The organism is Paenibacillus sp. GCM10023252, from assembly GCF_042653305.1.
In the GTDB taxonomy this organism is placed as follows: domain Bacteria; phylum Bacillota; class Bacilli; order Paenibacillales; family Paenibacillaceae; genus Pristimantibacillus.
Genome location: NZ_JBHSHW010000029.1, coordinates 262,190 through 276,261 on the forward strand (window position 1 = coordinate 262,190; position 14,072 = coordinate 276,261).

At 49.5% G+C, this 14,072-nt stretch carries 16 protein-coding genes and 1 other RNA gene; 6 read left to right on the forward strand and 11 right to left on the reverse strand.

From position 1 onward, the window contains the following. Positions 1 to 19 precede the first annotated feature (19 nt). Positions 20 to 1,393 carry an ammonium transporter gene (locus ACFO9Q_RS17510; protein ID WP_379184400.1) on the reverse strand — a complete coding sequence of 458 codons (1,374 nt, stop codon included), beginning with the start codon at positions 1,391 to 1,393 and terminating at the stop codon, positions 20 to 22. A 358-nt stretch (positions 1,394 to 1,751) separates the two neighbouring features. Between ACFO9Q_RS17510 and ACFO9Q_RS17515 the strand changes: the two genes are divergently transcribed. Both ACFO9Q_RS17515 and ACFO9Q_RS17520 read left to right on the forward strand, forming a co-directional pair. Next, the gene (locus ACFO9Q_RS17515) at positions 1,752 to 2,177 is read left to right on the forward strand and encodes a MerR family transcriptional regulator (protein ID WP_379184402.1); all 426 of its coding nucleotides are present in this window, start codon (positions 1,752 to 1,754) and stop codon (positions 2,175 to 2,177) included. 43 nt (positions 2,178 to 2,220) lie between these two features. Next, on the forward strand, positions 2,221 to 2,904 hold the full coding sequence (locus tag ACFO9Q_RS17520) for a zinc metallopeptidase (RefSeq protein ID WP_379184404.1): 684 nt from the start codon (positions 2,221 to 2,223) through the stop codon (positions 2,902 to 2,904). An 81-nt stretch (positions 2,905 to 2,985) separates the two neighbouring features. Here the strand turns inward: ACFO9Q_RS17520 and ACFO9Q_RS17525 are convergent, their stop codons facing one another. Together ACFO9Q_RS17525 and ACFO9Q_RS17530 are read right to left on the reverse strand one after the other, a co-directional pair. Continuing rightward, on the reverse strand, positions 2,986 to 3,882 hold the full coding sequence (locus ACFO9Q_RS17525) for a LysR family transcriptional regulator (protein ID WP_379184406.1): 897 nt from the start codon (positions 3,880 to 3,882) through the stop codon (positions 2,986 to 2,988). Between the two features lie 47 nt (positions 3,883 to 3,929). Then, complete coding sequence (locus ACFO9Q_RS17530; protein ID WP_379184408.1) at positions 3,930 to 4,565, reverse strand: rhomboid family intramembrane serine protease; 636 nt, start codon at positions 4,563 to 4,565, stop codon at positions 3,930 to 3,932. 96 nt (positions 4,566 to 4,661) lie between these two features. On the opposite strand from ACFO9Q_RS17530, the gene tpx reads away from it, so the two are divergent. Further along, positions 4,662 to 5,180: a thiol peroxidase gene (tpx, locus tag ACFO9Q_RS17535; protein WP_379184410.1), complete on the forward strand. Its 519-nt coding sequence runs from the start codon at positions 4,662 to 4,664 to the stop codon at positions 5,178 to 5,180. 64 nt (positions 5,181 to 5,244) lie between these two features. Here tpx and ACFO9Q_RS17540 read toward each other — a convergent pair whose 3' ends face one another. From ACFO9Q_RS17540 to ACFO9Q_RS17555, 4 genes are all read right to left on the reverse strand, one after another. Beyond that, positions 5,245 to 5,628: a DUF1499 domain-containing protein gene (locus tag ACFO9Q_RS17540; protein ID WP_379184412.1), complete on the reverse strand. Its 384-nt coding sequence runs from the start codon at positions 5,626 to 5,628 to the stop codon at positions 5,245 to 5,247. A 119-nt stretch (positions 5,629 to 5,747) separates the two neighbouring features. Continuing rightward, a non-coding RNA gene (gene ssrS / locus ACFO9Q_RS17545) (6S RNA) lies at positions 5,748 to 5,931 on the reverse strand. A 49-nt stretch (positions 5,932 to 5,980) separates the two neighbouring features. Next, complete coding sequence (locus tag ACFO9Q_RS17550; RefSeq protein WP_379184414.1) at positions 5,981 to 6,742, reverse strand: YesL family protein; 762 nt, start codon at positions 6,740 to 6,742, stop codon at positions 5,981 to 5,983. A gap of 130 nt (positions 6,743 to 6,872) precedes the next feature. Then, entirely contained in the window at positions 6,873 to 8,471 is a 1,599-nt protein-coding gene (locus tag ACFO9Q_RS17555; RefSeq protein WP_379184416.1) for a DEAD/DEAH box helicase, read from the reverse strand. A gap of 165 nt (positions 8,472 to 8,636) precedes the next feature. On the opposite strand from ACFO9Q_RS17555, the gene ACFO9Q_RS17560 reads away from it, so the two are divergent. The 3 genes from ACFO9Q_RS17560 (at position 8,637) to ACFO9Q_RS17570 (ending at position 11,142) form a co-directional block, all read left to right on the forward strand. Continuing rightward, on the forward strand, positions 8,637 to 9,452 hold the full coding sequence (locus tag ACFO9Q_RS17560) for a YitT family protein (RefSeq protein ID WP_379184610.1): 816 nt from the start codon (positions 8,637 to 8,639) through the stop codon (positions 9,450 to 9,452). A gap of 144 nt (positions 9,453 to 9,596) precedes the next feature. After that, positions 9,597 to 9,791 (forward strand): hypothetical protein, encoded by a 195-nt coding sequence (locus ACFO9Q_RS17565; protein ID WP_379184418.1) that lies wholly within the window; start codon positions 9,597 to 9,599, stop codon positions 9,789 to 9,791. A 154-nt stretch (positions 9,792 to 9,945) separates the two neighbouring features. Further along, on the forward strand, positions 9,946 to 11,142 hold the full coding sequence (locus tag ACFO9Q_RS17570) for a putative glycoside hydrolase (RefSeq protein ID WP_379184420.1): 1,197 nt from the start codon (positions 9,946 to 9,948) through the stop codon (positions 11,140 to 11,142). Positions 11,143 to 11,216: 74 nt separating this feature from the next. Here the strand turns inward: ACFO9Q_RS17570 and ACFO9Q_RS17575 are convergent, their stop codons facing one another. From ACFO9Q_RS17575 to ACFO9Q_RS17590, 4 genes are all read right to left on the reverse strand, one after another. Further along, entirely contained in the window at positions 11,217 to 11,420 is a 204-nt protein-coding gene (locus ACFO9Q_RS17575) for a DUF3906 family protein (RefSeq protein WP_379184422.1), read from the reverse strand. Between the two features lie 98 nt (positions 11,421 to 11,518). Further along, positions 11,519 to 12,487, reverse strand: a complete 969-nt coding sequence (gene pfkA, locus ACFO9Q_RS17580; RefSeq protein WP_379184424.1) for a 6-phosphofructokinase — start codon at positions 12,485 to 12,487, stop codon at positions 11,519 to 11,521. A gap of 32 nt (positions 12,488 to 12,519) precedes the next feature. Next, positions 12,520 to 13,602, reverse strand: coding sequence for a tetraprenyl-beta-curcumene synthase family protein (locus ACFO9Q_RS17585; RefSeq protein WP_379184426.1), 1,083 nt, complete (start codon positions 13,600 to 13,602; stop codon positions 12,520 to 12,522). A gap of 46 nt (positions 13,603 to 13,648) precedes the next feature. Next, positions 13,649 to 13,966, reverse strand: a complete 318-nt coding sequence (locus tag ACFO9Q_RS17590; RefSeq protein WP_379184428.1) for a hypothetical protein — start codon at positions 13,964 to 13,966, stop codon at positions 13,649 to 13,651. Positions 13,967 to 14,072 lie beyond the last annotated feature (106 nt).

Genomic DNA, 14,072 nt, shown 5'->3' on the forward strand with positions numbered 1-14,072 from the left:
ATCAATATGCATGAAGCGTTTAAGCTTGAAGGTTTTGGCCGGCTTTTTTCATTTGCTCTGGATAGCCGTATGCGCCATGCTCACTCAGGTCAAGACCGATAATCTCTTGTTCTTCCGTAACACGGAAGCCCATGACCAGCTTCATTACACCAAGGATTAGGAAGGAGGCACCAAGTGCATAAGCACCGCATACGACTACGCTCTCGAATTGAACCCATAGCTGATGCCAGCTGCCTGTATCAATTAGACCGCCTTGGCCGATGGCTACCTTCTCAGCTAGTGCTTGTGTCGCGAAGATACCGTTAGCCAGTGTGCCCCACACGCCTGCAGCACCGTGTACGGACATCGCATAGATAGGATCGTCAACCTTGATCTTCTCGAAGAACTTAGCGCTGAAGAATACGAGAACACCTGCTACTAGACCGATAACTACAGCAGCCCATGGTTCTACGAATGCACAGGACGCTGTGATTGCAACTAGACCAGCTAGTGTACCGTTCAGCATTGTTGTAATATCTGCCTTGCCTAGTACAGCCCATGAGATAAGAAGGGCAGCTACACCACCGGCACCGGCGCCAAGCATCGTGTTGAATGCTACATAGCCGAAGAATCCATCACCCACTCCAAGTGCGCTTCCTGCATTGAAGCCGAACCAACCCACCCACAGCAGTAGTACAGACAATGCGCTGAACACTTGGTTGTGGCCTTGAATCTCATTGGCGGAGCCGTCCTTGTTGAACTTGCCGATACGCGGCTTCAGGAGGACAGTTGCAGCGAAGGCTGCTAGAGCACCTGTTAAGTGAACGACAGTCGAACCCGCATAGTCTTGTGCTCCATCCTTAGCGAGCCAGCCGCCGCCCCAGATCCAGTGAGCAATGACAGGATAGATGATAGCGGTGAAGAAGATGGTGAAGATTAAGTATGAGGACAGCTTAGCGCGCTCTGCGAATCCGCCCCAAGCGATGGATAATGAGATCGTTGCGAAGGCTAATTGGAATAAGAAGAAGATCGTTGTAGGATAGCCAGCCCCTTCAGCGGCTGCTATGTCTGGATTGAAGAAGAAGTCGCCGATGCCGATGAACTTAGCTAGAGTCGTATCTGCGTTATCAGTACCGAAGGAGAAGCCATAACCTACTGCCCAATACACTAATGTACCAAGTGCTACAGTGAAGATTGTCTTACCGGCTACATGACCTGCATTCTTCATTCGGGTGGATCCCGTCTCTAGCAGGATGAAGCCGCCTTGCATGAGCAGCACGAGTACGAAGGCAACCATGATCCAGATTGCGTTCAGACCCATGTTGAGTGTTCCAGCAGACGGATCATCTGCGAACGCCATTGCTGGGAACAACATCAGCATTGCACTCAGACTTAACATCAATTTCTTAACCATTACGACCACTCCCTAAATGTGATGTTTCCTAACATGTGAGGAAAGACTTAATGTCATTATAGTCAGAAGTACTCAGTTTGACAATAACCTTTCTTCTATTTTGCGAAAAAAATCTAACGTTCGTGTACAGAAACGATACGAATGTTAAGTTTTTTCACAAATACGATGTCGAATGAACCAACTTCCCTTCATTTTCTTCGTCTTTTTACCATACTTCAACTAGATTGATAGGTCTGAATACATGCTTATGTAACACGTTTGACTGTATGGTTGCTTGCTATTATCATATTAATAGGGTTGCTTATTTAGATGTAAAGATTGTGAAGAGAAAGCAGGTGGAGGAATTGGGGATAGGCCGATGTATCGTATAGGAGAGCTGGCGGGACTGGCCGAAGTAAGCGCACGGACAATTGATTACTATACTTCCTTAGGCCTTATTGCACCCGCTGCCCGTTCAGACAAGAATTACCGATTATACAATGACGAAACTTTGGAGCGGCTGCAGCGTATTGAACAGTTGAAAAAAGATAAATATACGTTGGATGAGATTAAGGCTAATCTGGACAGCTGGAGCAAGGTTACACCAGAGGAACAGGTATCTCGCAGATTAACTGACCTGCAGCTGCATCTAAGCCAATTGGAGCGGGAGGTCAAGGAGCTCGAGCCCGTCATTAAGAAGCTCAAGCCTAGGCAAGCCAATCATCTCTACACCCGGCTTATGCCACAGACCGCTGCCTGCATTGAAGCCTTGATGATCCTAATTAACAAGGGCCCTCTCATGTAACGACGTATATATTCACTACATTATAATTGGAGGGAAACCTAACATGTTCTTTCACCCTATGGACATTCTAATTATTATCGCGTTCATCCTCTCGATCTGGGCGCAATTCCGCGTGAAGGGCACCTTCAACAAGTGGTCAGAGGTTAGAACCATGAGCGGACTGACCGGATACGAGGCAGCAAGACGAATGCTCGATTCCAACGGTCTTCACGATGTTCCGATTGAGCCGGTACGAGGCCGATTGACGGACCATTATGATCCGATTCATCGCGTCGTAAGATTGTCAGAGCCCGTCTACTATGAGAATTCCATCTCTGCCATCTCCGTCGCGTGCCATGAAGTAGGTCATGCCATTCAACACAGCGTACATTATCCAATGCTCGTGCTTCGCCACCGGATCTTCCCAGTCGTGAATATCGTCTCCGGCATCGCTCCCTTCTTGCTAATTGCCGGCTTCCTATTCAATGCACTTAACCTGATCGGCTTGGGAATTATATTCTTCTCTGCGGCAGTAGCGTTCCAGCTCATTACATTGCCTGTAGAATTCAATGCATCAAGCCGCGCCAGAGACCTAATGGTGGCAGAGGGCTTCATCTCGAATGAAGAAGAACGAGGGGTCGCGAAGGTGCTTAATGCAGCTGCGTTAACTTATGTTGCAGCAGCGCTCATCTCCTTGCTGGAGCTGCTCAAGTACATTATGATCTTCTCATCGAGAAGCGACGATTAAGACTGCCTAACATGAACAATGGCTATCCGACACGACCTGAAGGTCAATATCGGATAGCCATTTTTGTTAATCCACTAATGATCACTTGGGACGGTTCGCAAAATAGTCAATCAAGAAGCTATGGAACACCTTAGCGACTAAGTTCAGCTTCTCATTCGATCGATGAATAAGTCCAATCGTACGGTTAACCTTAGGATTGCGAATTCTAACCTTGGCCGGCTGGAGCGGTCCTGCGTGATCCAGCGCCATCTCTGGCAGCAAGCTCACTCCCATGCCTGCAGCGACGAGCCCTCGAATCGTATCGGTCTCTTCTCCCTCGAACCCAATCTTCGGAGTGAAGCCTGCCTCCAAGCACGCATCCCACACAATCGGCCGCAATGAATAGCCTTCGCTGAACATGACAAAGTGATCATCCTTCAGCTGATTAAGGTCTATAATCGTCTCTCCCGCTAGTTCATGATTGAACGGGAGAATCGCATACAACTCCTCGGTCAGCAGAACTTCCCCACACACGAAGTCATGCTCGTCCGGCAATGGAGAGATGAAGGCAAGGTCAATCTCGCCCTTCACCATATCTCTAAGCAAAGTTGGATACATGCCCTGCTTGAATCGGAACCTTACATTCGGATGCTGCTTACGGAAGGCAGCGACGACTTGCGGTATTAATGAAATCCCGAGACTGTGCGGGAAGCCGAGCCTTATCTCCCCTTTATCAGGATCGAGAAACTCATGGATCTCAATTACCGCTCTCTCCAGATCGGCTAGAATCACTTCAGCCCGCTTAAGGAACAACTGGCCGACGGGAGTCAGCTGAAGATTACGCCCCTTCTGCAGGAACAGCTTCACTCCCAGTTCTTCTTCTAACTGATGGATCTGCCTGCTTACTGCAGACTGCGCCACATGAAGCTCCTCTGCCGCTTGCGTCACATGCTCTTTGCGGGCCACCTTTACAAAATAATAGAGCTGCCTAAGTTCCATAATGGTAAAAGATCTCCCCTATATCTAGTCGATTTATTTGTGCACAGCTATCTCCGATTCCATGTCACCTTACGGCATAGAAGCAGGAATAATAAGAATCCAGCAAGAGCTCCGCCCAAGTGAGCCCACAGGTTAATGCCAGGAGATAAAATGGAATAGACCACCCCGAAGCCAAGAATAATATAAACCGTCTTGCGCGAGCCCTCATCAAGCCAGCTCTTGCGAAGCAGTGCTAGGTAGAGGAAAGCGCCATACACCCCGTATATGGCTCCAGACGCTCCTACGGACAGCAAGTTGCCATCCTCGAGAGCAAGGTAGCACATTGCACTGAACGCATTAGCAAGCACACCGCAGAGCAGGTAGAACACACTGTATCTCAACCTGCCAAGCAAGCGCTCAAGCGGTGGAGCAAAGACGAGAAGGGCGAACAAATTATAAAATAGATGCTCGAATCCCGAATGCAGGAATAGAGAAGTCATATATCTCCACGGCTCTTCTAAGCCGAATGGATCTGTATTCTCCACGGTATAGAATGCACCGCTTCGATACAAATGCTCTCCATCCAATGTAGAACCCATGCTTGCTACAAACAGGTAATATAAGAGGTTCAATCCAATTAGTATGGAGGTAACCGGGTACGACCTCAGATAACCGCGGAAGCTCTCATATCTTAAAAATATCATTACATGATCCTCCTTCCATGGATTGGACAATACAGACAGCAAACGATTATAATGAAGCAGGTAATGACTATATCCATATGAGGAGGACGAATACATATGTCTCAAGAGCGCACAGGAATTGCAACATTGAAGGGCAACCCTATTACCCTTATCGGTCCAGAACTGAAAAAAGGTGATGCAGCGCCAGACTTCGAGCTGAACAAATCACTGGTTGATACAGTATCCCTGAAGGATTACGCGGGTAAGGTGAAGCTGATCAGCGTCGTGCCTTCTGTTGATACCGGCGTATGCGATGCGCAAACTCGTCGCTTCAATGAAGAAGCGAGCAAACTGGGTGACAATATTGTTATTATTACCGTAAGTGTAGACCTTCCGTTCGCCCAAGCTCGCTGGTGTGGAGCTGCTGGAGTTGATCAAGTCGTTCTGCTCTCCGATTACAAAACTCGTGCCTTCGGACAAGCGTATGGGGTCTTCATTAAGGAGATTGCACTCGATATGCGTTCAATCTTCGTCCTTGATGCGAATAATCAAATTCAATATGTGGAGTACCTGAAGGAAATGACGGAACACCCGAACTATGAAGCGGCTATCGCTGCGGTTAAGGAACTTCTGTAGTCTTCTAATCATAAACAAAGCGAGTGAAGGATATCCTTCCTCGCTTTGTTTGCGTGATGACGGCTTATGCTCTAACTGCAGCCAGCTTCTTGTCCAATGTCCGATAAATATCGAGAATCACTCTATAATTTGATCCCAAATCCCCGAAGGAGCCTCTTGAGGCTGAATAGACATCGACTGCTGAAGTAACAGGACCTACACTTATAACGGACACCGTAATATCCATCGTACGTCCAAGCGCCGTTCTCTTCTCAAGCACAATCTCTCCGACGGAAGGCACCTCATGCAGCACCTTATAGCCCTGCATTTTTTTTAGTGTGGATACTACCTCGTCCCACGCCTTCTCCTTCGATAGCTTGTAGAAACGGGATTTCAACGATGGATCCTTGGCTTTGTCGCCTGTCTGTTCCTGACTGCGCAGCAGCCCGATTAAGGTCCGCTTCAACAACAACAATCTCCCCTTCCGGCCATTCTATGTAAGTATACATTCCTATGATAACACTATTATCTCCATGAAAAAAGAGCTCTGACAGACTAAGCTAATCAGAGTTCTTCGTCATAAACAATATAGAACCCGCGAATGCCGTCCAGCTCACATGTTTCTGAACCCGCTCTCGCAGGTGGGTGTCCGCAGAAACGTTTTTGAGGTCCCCTTTAGAGGGCATGTCAGCCGCGTTCCGATCTAGGTCTCCCGTGAAACAGCCATTGGTTCAAAACAACGAAGAGCTAAAAACGAACATCGCAGGATGTATTGCTTATTATAGACGCATTCGACATAAAAGTAAACGTGAGTGGTGCTGTTATTTGTTGGAAGATCCTTCCGTGTCCAGCATCTCCAGATCTTCTGAGCTCTCTGCATTGTCCGCTTCCTGCTTCGCTCTCTCTGCCTGTTCCTGGAGCTTCTGATAGATCATGTAGAAGTTCCAGAAGGTCAGGTAGGCGATGACCGCCATCATGAAGAAAGGAATGAGGAATGTGAACCTTGTGCTGAAGAATACGACAGCTCCTGCCATAATAGCGGCCGATATAGAACGGAACGGCTTGCCGATTGTTAGCAGAATGGCATTCTTAAGCAGCTGGAGCGTCTTCATATGGTAATGCACCATCATCGAGAAATAGTTGAACATGGATACGAACAACAAGGCAATAAGAGCAATGAATACATAGGACAGAAGATTGATTTCTTTTTGATACACATAGAAGTCAACAGCCAATATCCCTATGAGGATCGTATAAAGGATACCGCCAAGCATGCTTTGCTTGTAGTTCTCCTTATAGCCTCGAAAAAACGTTTTCAAAAGCGGAACGTCTACTTCCCCCATAACCCACTTGCGGGCAACGGTGTACATGGCTCCCGTAGCCGGGAACAGCGTGAATGGCGCAACGATTGCCATTGGCAGGAAGGCTGCGTATACCTCGCCTGGTGTACTGGCCTGCAGAAGGACAATCGAGAAAAACCAAAAAGGAATAGAGCAAATAATCCATAAGACATTCGTTACAGAAAGCCGCATAATCCACTCAGAGATTCGGTAGAATCCCCCCATCATGCCTCTCATTTCCATGGCTATAGTCCCCCTCAGCTGCATTATATACCGAGCAGCAACGGCTGTCGCCGTCCTCTGCGGCAAGAAAAAACCGGTGAAGCCGGTTGCCCGTAAGGCAAAACGGACTTCCCCGGTTATGTTCTGTTCCTTAGTTATTCACGAAATCGTTCGGACGACGATCGCTGCTGTTGCTGCTGCTCGGACCGCGGCTAGGGCCTCTGCTTCCGCCGCCGTCACGGCTACCGTAGCTGCCGCCTGTACGCTTGTCATCCCTACCGCGATAGCCGCCGCCGCTGGAGCTGCCGCCACGGTATCCACCGCCGCTGCTGCCGCTGCCGCCGCGATAACCGCCGCCGCTTGAAGAACCGCCTGAACCCGTGTAACGACGGCCGCTCGAACGAATGTCCGGCTTGCGCTTCTTAGCACGCAATGGCTCTTCAGGAGTAAGTTCGATGTTCGCTGCATTCTTCTCGCCGCCGGTAAGCAGCTTGATTGCAGATGCCATCAGATGAACGGAATCATACTGCTCCAGCAATTGAATTGCAATAGCCTTGTATTGGGAGAAGTCATCATTCTGTACGACTTCCAGAATACGTTCAGCTGTAATGCGCTGCTTGCCTTCAATCGCTTCTGCAATGCTTGGAAGCGGCTTGCGGTTGATCTTCTGTCCTGTAATCTTCTCAATGAAGTGCAGATGATCTGTCTCTCTAGGAGTTACGAATGACCATGCTGTTCCTTCCTTCCCTGCACGGCCGGTACGGCCAATCCGGTGAACATAGCTCTCAGGATCTTGCGGTAGGTCGAAGTTAAGAACGTGTGTAACGCCAGATACATCAAGTCCGCGAGCAGCAACGTCAGTAGCTACGAGGACATCGATGCTGCCGTCACGGAACTTGCGCATGACGTTATCACGCTGATTCTGCGACAGATCGCCATGCAGGCCGTCAGCAGAGTATCCACGCTTCTGCAGTGCCTCACTCAGTTCATCAACCCGGCGCTTCGTACGGCCGAAGATGATAGCAAGCTCTGGTGATTCCATATCAAGCAAGCGGCTTAGCGCTTCGAACTTCTGGCGCTCATGCACTTCGATGTAAGCTTGAGCAATCGTTGGCGCTGTAACCTTGCTTGGAATGACGGATACATGCTCTGGATCCTTCAGGAACTGTTGGGCAAGTCTCTTGATGTTCGCAGGCATTGTGGCTGAGAACAACAGCGTCTGACGCTCATCAGGAACTTGCTTTAGGATGGACTGGATGTCCTCCATGAAGCCCATGTCAAGCATCTCATCAGCTTCATCAAGAATAACCGTCTGTACATCCTCAAGACGAATCGTCTTGCGGTTAATATGGTCTAGCAGTCGTCCTGGTGTTCCGATAATGATCTGGGGCTTCTTCTTAAGTGCACGGATCTGACGGCCGATCTCTTGTCCGCCATAGATTGGCAGCGAACGAAGACCTTTGTATCGAGTTAACTTTCCGATCTCATCTGCCACTTGAATGGCAAGCTCACGAGTTGGCGTCATGATTAGAGCAACGATGCGGTCCTCGGTGGTCGGAATTTTATTAATCAATGGAATTCCGAATGCGGCAGTCTTACCTGTACCAGTCTGAGCTTGACCGATAAGATCTCTTCCCATCATAGCGAATGGGATAGATTTGTCCTGGATTGGGGTTGATTCCTCGAATCCAAGCTCCGTAATTGCCTGAAGCACTTTAGGCTCCAAGCCAAATTCAGCAAATGTTTTCAAACTTTCTCAAACTCCTTTTTATCTGCAGCCTACTTTTTAAAAAATATCCTAACCATTATAGCACAAATGCGAACACGAATACCAGCTATGACCAAACAGCCATACTATCAGGGTACAGGAGCCCCGGAAAAAGGACTGATTCCGATGACGATATTCCGTCCATTCATGATTGGCATTGCGATGACCGCAGGCGCTTTGCTAGTAGCTGCAGGTTTCAATTTTTTCTTAGTTCCTCATCAAGTGCTCAGCGGCGGTGTATCCGGAATCGCCATGATGGTCGGTTATATATTTGGCGGTAATATCGGACTGCTCTATTTTGCACTCAATGTACCCGTCTTAATCTGGGGCTGGCTTACGGTGGGCAAGCGGTTCATTCTGTGGAGCCTCTATTCAGTCGCAGCGTCCACCCTATTCATGCAAGTCATTCCAGTGATGGAGCTAGTCGTTGATCTATGGCTCGGCGCTGTTTTCGGAGGAATACTGTTAGGCTTCGGAAGCGGCCTCGCCCTGCGGTATGGCGGATCATCCGGAGGATTCGACATCATAGCCTCCATCCTTACGCGCAGACGCGACCTGCCTGTCGGGATGATGATCTTCATCCTGAACGGCCTTGTCATTGCCATCCTCGTCGCCTTCACGCGCAACGCCGATCTCGCCTTGTATTCCCTCGCTTCTATCTTCGCAGCAGGCAAGGTTGTCGACGTCATCCATGTCCGTCATGTGAAGATTACCGCCTTCATCGTGACGACCAAGACCGAAGAGATGCTGAGCGCGCTCCTTAAGCACCCTCGAGGTATTACCGTGATCAAGACTCGCGGCGCTTACTCTGCGGCTGATCGGGATATGCTCATGACTGTCAGGACGAAGTATGAGCTGGCTGATCTGCGCAAGACCGTTGCATCGATTGATGCCAAGGCCTTCGTCAATCTGGTTGAGACCGTTGGCGTAATGGGTGACTTTGCGAAGCGCAGAGAGACCTAGCTTCTTCTTCTAAGGACATTACCCTGCTCCGCTTACTGCCCTATGTTTTTCAATATATTCCTGCTATACTATACGCATCCCGTTACTCAAGTTTCATGCCATATGCTTTACCCTGAACATTACGATGAGAGGGTGGATGCTCCAATGGATATCGAAACGGTCAAATTGTCATTGATAGTGGAAAGGCTTGCTCCAGAGCTGATCTCCTTCCTTACTGAACACGAGCTGAGCATCAATATCGTATTAAGGGATGGACTTGCTCTATTGGAACCAGAAGATGCGATGGAAATCGTACAACACAGCATTTGCCAGCATCAGAAAGAAGCTTTGCTCCAATGACTACGGGAAGTTATAAATACCTGCAAGCCTGTCTGAGCCTGTCTCAGCGGGCTTTTTTGTTATATTACCAATTAAATCACGAAGAAATACCTACTGTTGTCGATGCCTATTGTGCATTATAATTCATATAGATGAGGGGACGGGAGAGTGCACAATGGACATCATCTTGGCAACGCTTATGTTACTGTACAATCTCATGACGGGCAACGGGGAAGAGAGCATCTCCGCTAAGCAGCTTGGAGCAGCCTACCTGAACGCTTCTGCAGGCAAGGCCATTGTATCATCCGATCTGGGCGTATTCGGCCCAGCACAGCCTGCGCCGGCTGGAGAACCGGGCAAGAAGGCAGATCCACAGCCGGCTACACCTCCGATCAAGGGCGTCTATGTGACGGCTCACAGTGCCGGCGGGGAACGAATGAAGAGCTTGCTCGGGCTGCTGGATAACACCGCGCTGAACAGTATGGTCATTGATATCAAGGATGATAATGGTTATATTACGTATCCAACCAAGACACCTGAGCTGCTTGGCCTAGGAACCCCGCAGAAGTACATTAGAGATATCGGAAGTCTAATGACAACCTTGTCCCAGCATCGGGTATACCCAATTGCCAGGGTCGTCGTATTCAAGGATTCTGTGCTCGCCCGCAAGCAGCCTGACCTATCCTTCCGCTACAAGGACGGAACACTGTGGAAGAACGGTAAGGGCGAGGGCTTCGTGAATCCGTATCGGAAGGAAGTATGGGAATACAATGTCGCAATCGCCAAGGAAGCCGCTAAGCTTGGCTTCAAGGAGATTCAATTCGACTACGTTAGATTCCCGGAAGGATTCGAGAAGAAGGCCGACGCACTCGTATTCGATAAGACGGAGTTATCTCGTGTAGATACCGTTGCAGCATTCGTGAAGTATGCAAGGGAGCAGCTTGAGCCGCTTGGCGTTCGCGTGTCCGTCGACATATTCGGCTATGCGGCTTCTGTGCCGGCTGCCGAAGGAATCGGCCAGGACTTCACTAAGATCTCAGAGGAGGTGCATGTTATCTCTCCGATGGTCTACCCCAGCCACTACAGCACCGGATGGTTCGATCAGCAGAATCCAGACCTAAGTCCATATGAGACGATTAAGGGCGCCATGGTCGACACACATAAGAAGCTAGACCCGATCGGGGAGACGAAGCCGATCATTCGCCCATGGATTCAAGACTTCACGGCCAGCTGGCTCGGAACCGGACACTATACGAAGTATACGAAGGCGCAGGTCGACGCTCAGATACAAGCATTGGCAGATACCGGGATTAACGAGTTCCTGCTCTGGAATGCGGGTAACAAGTATACAGCAGGCGTTAATTATCGTTAGCAGCATCGATAACAACAAGGGCTCCTCAGCATCTGTCAGCGCTTCAGGCGCGATACTGGGGAGCCCTTCTCTCCTTACAAGCCTTCTATTATATAACCCGACCCGGACTCCGTCCGCTTCTTCTCCACAATCGCACACGACTTCACGTCCGGCTGCTTCAGGAAGTGACGAGTAATATGGGATTCCACAGCCCCGAATGCTCTCTCATCATTCTCAGCCAGCAGAATCAAGTAAGCCATCTTGTCGGGCAGTTCAATCTCAATCTTGTACAAGAACATGCTGAATACCCCCTAATGATCATAGTGCCCTACACCCGCCCCTATGCTAAGGGATTAGGTCATAAGGCTGCCCATGATATTCCGTTACCTTGCCCTGCCTATTGGGACAGACGAAGAGCGAGATCGTACATCTCCATGTTGAATGGCTTCTTCGTATTGACGACTAAGTCGATATCCGTCGTAATCAGCTCACCCTTCACGATGCCGCATGCCTTGCCTGAATCGCCGGCAATTAACTGACGTACTGCATAATCTCCGAGCTTGCTAGCAAGGATTCGATCTACAGCAGTCGGTGTACCGCCTCGCTGAATATGGCCAAGCACCGTTACCCGCGGCTCAAGACCGCAGCCTTCCGTAATAGCCTCCGCGACATCATGCCCCTTCGCTGCACCTTCAGCTACCACGATAATACTATGGCGCTTGCCCTTGGCGAAGTTAGCTGTCATCCGGGAAGAGACCTCATCCAGGTCGTATGGAACCTCCGGCACGAGGATCGTCTCTGCACCGCTGGCAAGTCCCGCATACAAGGCAATATCCCCGCAGTGGCGCCCCATTACCTCTACAACGGATGAACGCTCATGCGAGCTCATCGTGTCGCGGATCTTGTTAATCGCATCCACAACGATGCTCACCGCCGTGTCGAAGCCAATCGTAAGATCTGTGAACGGAATATCGTTGTCAATCGTTCCCGGCAAGCCCATCGTCTTAATTCCGAGCTTGCACAGCTTGTTGGCGCCTTGATAGGAGCCGTCCCCGCCGATGACGACAAGTCCGTCAATACCACGCGCTCGCAGAATATCTGCCCCGCGCTGCTGACCTTCAGGCGTCATGAACTCCTTGCATCTGGCGGTCTGAAGAATCGTTCCTCCGCGCTGAATAATATCTCCTACACTGCGCAGATCCATCGGTCTAATGTCATCATTAAGAAGCCCTTGATAGCCTCTCTGAACCCCATATACCTCAATCCCGTGGAAAATCGCGCTCCGAACGACGGCGCGTACCGCCGCATTCATTCCTTGTGAATCTCCTCCGCTGGTTAATACAGCGATTGATCGAACTGCAGACATGTGTAATTCCTCCAAATGTTAAATATATCAATCTAGGCCTGCTGCTTGCGTATCCATATCGAGTTCATGAGAAAAAATAGACGTGTCATCGGACTGTTCTTCATTAGGCGTCTGGATACATCCTTAACCTCAGTTTGGCCGCTCACCTTCGGATCCGATAAATACAGAGCAAGCAAGCCCTCTATTATTAATCGGTGGAAACGTGACGCGGGCAACAGGGATACATCTTCTCTAGCTCTCGTTACAATCGTCCCAAGACGCTCGGTAAGCAGGCTCTGATTATCATAGTAGTTGCAGAAGTTCAGATCTCCTCCTGCGACATCCTCTTCCTGATCGATGAGGTAATCAAGCAAAATATGCAATCCGCACACATGCGGGAAGTACGCCCGCTGAATAGCCGAGGCATCTTCATCCGTTAATCCCTCTTCGCTTGCAGCAAGGAACAGCATGAACATGCCGAGTGTGGAGCCTGTCGCTGCAGCGAATTCATTCCATTCCAGCTGCGGATACTTCAATCGATGGGTATCCCACCAGGCCAGCAGCTGCGGCTCTCGCAGATCATGCCGAATGTGCTTGTACACTTGAAGATCTCCGTACAATCCGACCAGCTCAGAGACATAGCTCTGAACGCGCGCGTATGAAGGCAGCTGCCTGACATTGTACTGACAAGTCTTCACCAGATGATGCAGATATCCCCCATCATCCTCTTCCTTACGATGCTCGTAATAATTCCGAACAGGAGCATCTGGATCAACGGCATCGAGCATAGACTGATGAAGCAGCCGGAAGTCATTCGGATCGAGCGAGGTGCTGCGATCGCATAGATTGTCCAAGTAATCGCTAATGGTCTGCAGCGCAACGATTAATGGAATAAGCAGATGCCTCTGGCTCAGATTCGCAGCAGCGTAGATGCCGCCTCCCTGGCAATGGAACTTCTTGGTGTCCATACTGCTAAGCGCTTGGGTGCGAAGCTCATCATCAGGAATGCTCTCTGCCCGCTCCCGAAGCGCAGCTAACTCTCGATTCACTTCAGGCAGGACATACTTGTATACGCGGTGCATGAGCTTAATTGGGCCTTGGGGCACCCGGGAGCTGAATATGGTTGATCTTCTCATGTTGGGGCCCTCCTAGACACAGGCTACTTCACTATAAGGAATTGGATTAGGCATGAAGCCGCGATTCTACCTCTTGGTTCATCCTATACCAGATATGTAGGTCGTTAATACGGCTCGCGTATTCGGCTATCTCTGCATTAATGAGACAGGATCTCTCGAAGTTATCTTCCTCGCTTAACTCCGCCAGCTTCAAGTTAATGATGCGCTCGAAGGCCATCACATGATTCGGGATGGTGCCTCGAATAGACTCCCACTGTTCAATAATGTTCTGCCGGTCAGCCATACTATAACGGTCCCACTCGGAATCAAGGACAGGAATCGATATACGAAGCCGTTCATTCCATGCAAAATGATATGATGCCATAGCTAACCTCCACACATAAATGTATCATTTCAACCCGCAATAATCCAGTCTGCAATTCCAACTATGCCGCTGTAAGCGGTTCACCATCTGCATGGCCATCAATCGT